The organism is Mycoplasmopsis alligatoris A21JP2, from assembly GCF_000178375.1.
In the GTDB taxonomy this organism is placed as follows: domain Bacteria; phylum Bacillota_I; class Bacilli_A; order Mycoplasmatales; family Metamycoplasmataceae; genus Mycoplasmopsis; species Mycoplasmopsis alligatoris.
Genome location: NZ_ADNC01000012.1, coordinates 1 through 4,013, shown reverse-complemented (window position 1 = coordinate 4,013; position 4,013 = coordinate 1). Strand labels below are relative to the sequence as shown.

General features: G+C 27.0%; 5 protein-coding genes. All 5 read right to left on the bottom strand.

Annotated elements, in window-relative coordinates; all coding sequences use genetic code 4:
* Positions 1 to 114: 114 nt before the first annotated feature.
* Complete coding sequence (locus MALL_RS01740) at positions 115 to 1,329, bottom strand: glycoside hydrolase family 88 protein (protein ID WP_005683478.1); 1,215 nt, start codon at positions 1,327 to 1,329, stop codon at positions 115 to 117.
* A complete protein-coding gene (kduI, locus tag MALL_RS01735; RefSeq protein ID WP_005683475.1) occupies positions 1,329 to 2,165 on the bottom strand; it encodes a 5-dehydro-4-deoxy-D-glucuronate isomerase in 837 nt (278 codons plus the stop codon). The genes MALL_RS01740 and kduI overlap by 1 nt, the downstream gene beginning before the upstream one ends.
* Positions 2,166 to 2,174: 9 nt before the next feature.
* Positions 2,175 to 2,639: a hypothetical protein gene (locus MALL_RS01730; protein ID WP_005683476.1), complete on the bottom strand. Its 465-nt coding sequence runs from the start codon at positions 2,637 to 2,639 to the stop codon at positions 2,175 to 2,177.
* 157 nt (positions 2,640 to 2,796) lie between these two features.
* The gene (locus MALL_RS01725; protein WP_005683477.1) at positions 2,797 to 3,645 is read right to left on the bottom strand and encodes a MurR/RpiR family transcriptional regulator; all 849 of its coding nucleotides are present in this window, start codon (positions 3,643 to 3,645) and stop codon (positions 2,797 to 2,799) included.
* A gap of 139 nt (positions 3,646 to 3,784) precedes the next feature.
* The coding region (locus MALL_RS04490; protein ID WP_040545532.1) for a hypothetical protein at positions 3,785 to 4,013 on the bottom strand (229 nt) is incomplete at its 5' end.

Below are 4,013 nucleotides of genomic sequence, written 5' to 3'. Positions count from 1 at the left end.
CATCGTTTGCTACTATAACAGAGTTACATCCGTTAACTTGCATTCAGATTGATGCTTGTCCGTGCATAAGTCTTTCATCGACTCTGGCATGAATAATTTTTGCCATATTTCTCCTTATCAGTATACTTCTTGGTTATCTTCATTTAAAAGTCTCATTAAAGCTTCTAAGTAAAAATAATCACCTCAGATATTTCCTTCATCTACACCTTTATTTGTATGTCATGAATAGACACCATGGTATAGAATTGGACTTCCAGGTCCCATTTTTAAAAGGGCATATTTGTCTATTAGTGACTGCATCATTTTATTAGCAGCACGTTCATAAACTTCAAGTAATTCTGGTTTTAATAATTTTAGTTTTTTCATTTCTAAAAGACCACAAACCGCTATAGCATTGGCAGATGTGTCTCTTGAGTGTTTATCATCATTATTTAAAATTAAGTCTCAGTAAGCAATAAAATCATTGCTTCCTAAGTTGTTTAAAAACTGATTTACAACTTTTTGATAAATATTTAAAGTATCTTTATCTAACAAATTCATGTCTGAAATGTATTTTAGTGTTAAAGGAATTCCATAAATTCCTCATGCTTGACCACGAGCTCAACAAGATTCATCATTATAACCTTGACGAGTTTTTCCATAAAGTGGTTTATTTGTTTCTTTATCAAAATAATATGTATGGAATGTTGTTCCGTCATTTCTTATAACACTTTTTAAAGAAGTATTAAAATGGTTTAAAGCAATTTGTTTGTATTCTGGATTACCACCATTTTGAGCTGCTCAAAATAAAAGTGGAATATTTAATAAACAATCAATTATTAATCTGTAATTATCGTTGCCATGAATATTACCTCATGCTTGAATGAACTTTCCACTGTCACTATAACGACTTGCTAAATTATCTGCAGCTAATAAGGCAGCTTTTTTAGCATCTAAATTTCCAGTTAGTTTATAAGCGGCAACACATGAAAGTGAATATAAAAATCCCATGTCATGATGATTAACTTCTATTTTATTTTCGATTCTATGTAAATAAGATTGAACATGTTCTAGTCCTACTTCTAGGTATTTTGGATTTTTTGTGTATTCATACGCAAGTCAAATTTGACCAGTTCAAAATCCATTAGTTCATTCAGTATTGTCCATTATTTTATACTTATCGTCAAAAGTTTGAGGTGTAGGATAAGTATTATCACCAAAATAAGCAATATTTAAATCAACTTGTTTTAGTGCATCTTCAATGGCTTTTTTAATTTGTTTTTTACCTAATTTAGGATTTAAGAGCAATGTGTTTTTTAACAAAATATCTTTGTTATTTTGTATAAACATTATTTAAGATCCTTAGTTGCAACACCTTGCATATCTGTGTAATCTAAATTCTCACCACCCATTGCTCAAATAAATGAATAATTAGAAGTTCCTACTCCTGAATGAACACTTCATGAAGGTGAAATAACAAATCCTTGATTAGCAACTATTAAATGTTTTGTTTCTTGTGGTTTACCCATTAAATGTATAACTCTGTCATTTTCTTTAACATTAAAGTATAAATAACATTCAGTTCTTCTTTCATGAGTATGACAAGGCATTGTATTTCACATATTATTTTCTGCTAAAAGTGTTACTCCCATTAATAAAGAGTTAGTTTTACATACATTAGGATGGAAATATTGATAAATTGTTCTAACGTTTGATTGTGAAACATCACCTAGATTTATTGCTTGTGATTTTGCTATATTTACCTTAACCACAGGGAATTTAAGCAATCCTTGAGTTGAAAATAAATAGAATTTTGCTGGGTTTTTAGCATCAAGTGAGCTAAAAACAATTTTTTGATTTCCAACTGGTAAGTATAAACCATCTAAATTTAATAATTCTTCTGAACCATTATCAAATTCAACTTTTCCACTACCTCCTATATTAATAATTCCTAACTCTCTTCTTTCTAAGAAGAATTTTGCTCCAATTTGAGTATTGATTTCTAAATTTATTGATTTATTTTGCGGTACTACACCACCAACGACAATACGATCATAATGTAAGTATTCAATATTGGCTTGTCCATTTTCAAAAAGAGATTCAACTAAAAAATTATTTCTTAATTCTTCAGTTTTCATTGTTGAAACTTCTTGACTTGAACGTGCATATTTTGTTGTAAAGTTCATATTTCCTTTCTATTTTCTAAATAATTTTTTTAGTTTTGAATTATTTTCTTTGTTGTTTTGTGCATTTTCATTCATATTTTGAGTGAATTTTTTAGCATTTTTTCATGGTAATTCCATTACTATATATGCACTCATAATTCCAAAAGCTAAAATTAATGCAATATCTGAAACCAAATTAAGTGTAACAATCATTTGCACTGCAAAGACACCAACTGATATCATTCCTAAAATCTTATTACCGCTTTTAGAAATTGCAAATTCTCATAATATTCATGCAGTTACTAATAAAGCTAAACCAATTCAAGATAATTGAGTTCTAACTTTAGCGTATGTTTCTGCTATGCCTGGTAAAAAATCTAATATTGGTTTAGTTTCAGCAAATTGTGCTTGGTAAATAAAATATAAACCAATTAAGTTCATTGACAGTAAAGCGACAAGAACCATTTTTAGATATTTAAATACTTTTTCTTTCAAGAGACCTCCTTATTTAATGTGTCTATTTCAATTTTAGAAGTATTATTTAAAGTACTTACTTAGAGAATGATTTAATCGTAAATTTTTTTATACTATGGAAATTGTGGAAAAAATATGAAAAAAAAGCAAGATAAGTGAATATTTAATTCATTTCTTGCTACTTGTAAATTTGTAAAAGACTTTGAGTTTTTTTAAATGTTTCCATTTCTGGATCTATAACTGAAGCCATAGCTAATAATATAATATCTAAAACCATATATAGTGCTATTTTATTGGCTATGTCAAACGAATAAGATCTTTTATCAAAATATTGATAAAGTAATATATTTTTACATCCTGTGTAATTTAAGTTTGCATTGGTAGTAATAATAGAATAATTAATTTTCTTTTTAAGAAGAATCAAAGTTGCGTTTAAAATTTCTTTAGTTTTAAATGATTTTGATAATAAAATGCAATGGATGTTTTGACCAACAAATCCTTCAATTTCTTCTACAAAATCATGAATGGAATTAATGGCATAAGCATTAATTCCAAACTTACGAAATTGACGTGCATAATAACTTGAAATTTCACCGTTTGTTCCTATACCCATGATGAATATGATTTTACTATTAAGTAAATCTTTAACAACATTTTCTAAAATATTCTCATCAATTGAGTTATAAACTATTTTTGTTAAATTGCTATATTGCAAAAAAACATTATTTTTTAAATCATTTATTTTATTGCCCTTTTTAAGTTCTAGTTCCATTGTAGGGATAACTTCTTGAGCTTTCATTGCAACAAAAACTTGTAACTCACGATAGTTATTAAAACCACTTTTCTTGACAAAACGACTTATTGAAGCTTGTGAAACAAAAATTTCTCCACTTAATTGATCTTGACTTTTTGTTAAAAAAGCATTTGGATTTTGTTCAATTCAATTTGCTAAATAACTATAATTATCATCAGCACGAATTAATTCTTTAAATTTATCATCGGAAAAAATATTATATTTGGAATTCATAAAGTAATTATATTTAATTTTAAATATAAAGAAATATTTATTCAAAAATTTATAAAGAAAAACCTAAGCATGCTTAGGCTGTTCGCTTTGATATAACGTGGATATTTCCATCTCGATATCGGCTCTTATGAATTATACACTATGCTGCAAAAAATATGAAATATATTCAAATCGATAAAACACCTAAATATAAAACAAGAGTTAGATAAGGAACTGCATAAATATAAAGTCATAAAAAGAATTTTTTGAATTTTGAAATTTGACTAAATTGAATAGTTTCATTTAAATAGTTTAAAGGATTAGTTTCAGGAACAAAAAGATTTCAATTACTTAAAAAGTGTACTTGTTTTTCAGTAAGAGCAAAAATT